Here is a 3,280-nt window from a genome sequence, read left to right as displayed (position 1 = left end):
TTCCATCGCTGCCCATTCCACGTCTGTCACGTCGCTCGGATATCGCTCTGTCTTGGCCGCCATACTTGCCTGCCGTTCTCGATGTTCTTTCTTCCACATCCGAACGTTAGATCACATCTGCGGCGAATTTTCAAACAGGCTCTCAGGACTTCGCATATCACCTTGTGGCCCGCCGCAGCAACATTCACGACATCGATTACACGCTCTTGACTCAGCACACATTTCAGAATGAATTTACAAATACCTCGTCTGGAGCCTCCTCACCGAGGAAAGTCTTACTTCGACTTTTATTCCTCTCTTTTATCGCCGACTTTCTGACTCTATTGAAAATTGATGAATATCCATTCCATTCCGTCAAAAATATAGACTCAGCAGATATACGAGCGTCCATGCATGTTTTAGAAATCATTAGGCAGCACCAGAAATCATCTGAGGACTCCGCTGCCCACATATCATGAACCCATTTCTCAGCCCATCGGGCTGCGTCATGAGCCTCCTTTGCCTTCCTCGCCGCATCACCGGTAATTCCTTTGTCGCTCAAGTGAGCCTCGATGACATCAATCAATTTAGTAGACTGTATGGAGAACCCGGCAATGGAAATCGCAAAAGCTTGATCAAGTGTCGATGCACTACTCCCTAGCTCGAACACCAAATTCTCGATAAAATCCCCCGCGCCGAACCGCTCTGCCGCAAGCACTTCACGGGCCAAGACCTCATCATTACCAGACTTGAGGATGCGCTGACGCCAAAATTTACCTATTGCCTCAGAAGGTACGCTGGACCAGATCGCTTCATGTTCGAGCGTCAGGTCGTCCCCAAGTGCATAAGTGATAAAGCCTCGGCTCCCTAACGCCTGTTGAAAAAGAGACACTGCCCTCTCCGGCATGTCCTTCGATGCAAGATTGGCTACGATGAAAGCGATGTTCTTAAGCCACGTAAATTCCGCACCGCTCGCCTTTTCCATCGCTTCTAGCAACTGGGACTGACTCATGGGCGCCGCACTGACTATTATTTTCAGATCATCAATTGATATTTTCTCTATAAAAATATTAGAATCCAAGTCCCTCAAATTATCCAAGAATATTTTTGATATTTCACGAAGTCGATCATTTTTTTCCTCAAAATCTCCTTCTATTTCGAATACATCCTCAATCGATCTTTTACGTGAAAATCTCCCACCCTCCCGATCTGCCTCATCCACAGATATAACCGAGAAAGGAAAATTACCATCATCAAAAACAGTAAAATCCGCAGCAGGAGGCACTATATTTCTGGTTGCCATTATCGCCCCGCGTAAACGATGTAGAAAATTATCGGAAATTATCTTCATCATTGTCTCGCCGACACAACTGGCCGCCACAAACCAAGTCTCTGGGCCTGCTCTCCGAAAGACCTCCTCAATAGCGATTTCCTCTTTTGCACAAGCTTCGGCAAGCAGGATAGAGCCGAACCAACACTCTTGAGTCCTTGTGCCCACTTTATGCACGGACCAGTCGCTCCTTACATGAGCGTCTCTAAGTACTCGTAGATTGCAGTGACTGGCCAACCGGAAGGAAAGTGCACGGAGCTTTGGCGATTCCGCACTAAGGCAGCGCAGCAAAAGAGACTCCAGTTCCAATGTAATTGGAGTTTCGCCATAGAATGCGGCCGTTAGAACGCCGTACGCTGCCTCCTCATTGCCCATATCCAATACCCCACGAAGGGTCGCAATGATGGCGTCAGTCGGTTGAGACTTCAGACTGGGAATAACATCTAAGAGGTAGTCTGCCCCAAACACCGAGCCAACCATGCAATCGATCTGTTCCGACGCCGTTAGTTTGGGTGCCACGTAAGCAAACAAAAACATCGGCAGAATGTCCTGCTCCCGTTCCGAAAAAGTTTCGACCATATTGGTACCAGTAACCCGCACGATCAATTGAATCGCCATGTCGCGGGTCATCAGGGGAGCATATTCAGTGCCATTAAGAATCAACTGGCGCAATGGGAGTCCAGTTCGGGTAAGAAGGCCTGTCAAGATTTGACGGATCTTCCCAGCAGCGGCTTCGGGGGCAAAACGGCATGCTACTGGAAGGAACTTCTCCAGATCTACGTCCTCCCTGCTATGCCCCATGAACTGCAGGATGCTATCAGGCCGGATAGCATCAAAATCGTGCAATCCCGCGTCAATATCGATCGGTCTGATTGCATCCGGGTCAGCGACGCGCGATTGGCGCCATTCATCAGGCAATAGTCTTTCCCTGCGATAGGGATCCCCATGCAGTTTATGAGCGACAATGCTTGCCTCTGACGCGGCCACCTCGTCTCCAGTTGCGTACAGCATGCGTACAACCGTCCACTGTCCGGTCTTCGATGTGCCAATCGACCGGAGTGGCTCAATCGCGTTCAGGAATGCTTCCTTTGCTGCCTCACGATCTACTCTGTTAAAGGTTGTCAACTGTCGAAAGGTCCTTTTCGCGGACCAAGTCCCCCTATCAAGGGCGAAGCCAATACCTAGCGCGATAAAATCGTTCGCAAATCCTGCGATGGGTCGGCCCGCAAGCAGTCGAAGCGCGAGGGAGAACAACGCATCTATCTCGCCGGAGATCTCGCTCATCTGACTCAAGAGGCTCCTCTCGAACGACGAAAATGACAATAGAACGTCCTGAATCTCCTCCCGCCTCCTCTGTAGAATCTTCTCGTCCTCATCCTCATTGAGCTTTGGATAGCGGTTCATCTGTCCGACAGCATCTTTGTTGTAGCAATACAACCAGCGACGAATGGCTGTCTCAGCCACCGGCCAGCCTTTATCTGTGGCCGCGATCTCGAACGCGGCATGGATGAACCAATCTTGATTGGGGCGTCGCCACCGCTCTAGAGTGAAAACTCTCAGCACGTCGAAGAGTTCTCTGGGCCGGTTTTTTAGGATTTCGACGAATTCATCGAAGCGCCGATCATCGATGTTCTGAAGGTTCGAGAATGCATCAAGGAGGACAGTGAATATGGTCTCATCGAAGCGAATCTGATCGAGGGCACAGACCATCATGGCTGCGAACATGACGTCAACGGTTCTGTCCATCGCGTGGATCGGATCGACCAAATGCGTAAGCCGTTCCCCAAGATCGAGATTAGATCGCCGTGCCTGCCAAAGCTGATCGATCAATGTATAGCCGAGGGCGAGAGTTAGCCCTTCACTGCGAAGTTCATAAGCATCCCCCGGACCTGGAAGGGTCCGAAAGAAGCGTGTTTCGATGACAGCGGTCGAATCTGACTCAAAATTTTGGGACGTGTCAGGAATTTTGTG

General features: G+C 50.1%; 1 protein-coding gene and 1 pseudogene. Both read right to left on the bottom strand.

Features of this window, described 5'->3' with window-relative positions; all coding sequences use genetic code 11:
• A pseudogene (locus K206_RS44565) lies at positions 1 to 99 on the bottom strand (IS5/IS1182 family transposase); the annotation flags it as partial.
• A gap of 124 nt (positions 100 to 223) precedes the next feature.
• Positions 224 to 3,139, bottom strand: coding sequence for a hypothetical protein (locus K206_RS44105; protein WP_231401742.1), 2,916 nt, complete (start codon positions 3,137 to 3,139; stop codon positions 224 to 226).
• Positions 3,140 to 3,280: the final 141 nt, after the last annotated feature.

The sequence above is a fragment of the Cupriavidus sp. WS genome (assembly GCF_000395345.1).
GTDB lineage: Bacteria > Pseudomonadota > Gammaproteobacteria > Burkholderiales > Burkholderiaceae > Cupriavidus > Cupriavidus basilensis_B.
The sequence above is the reverse complement of the archived record's forward strand: the minus strand, read 5'-3'. Positions and strand labels throughout refer to the sequence as shown.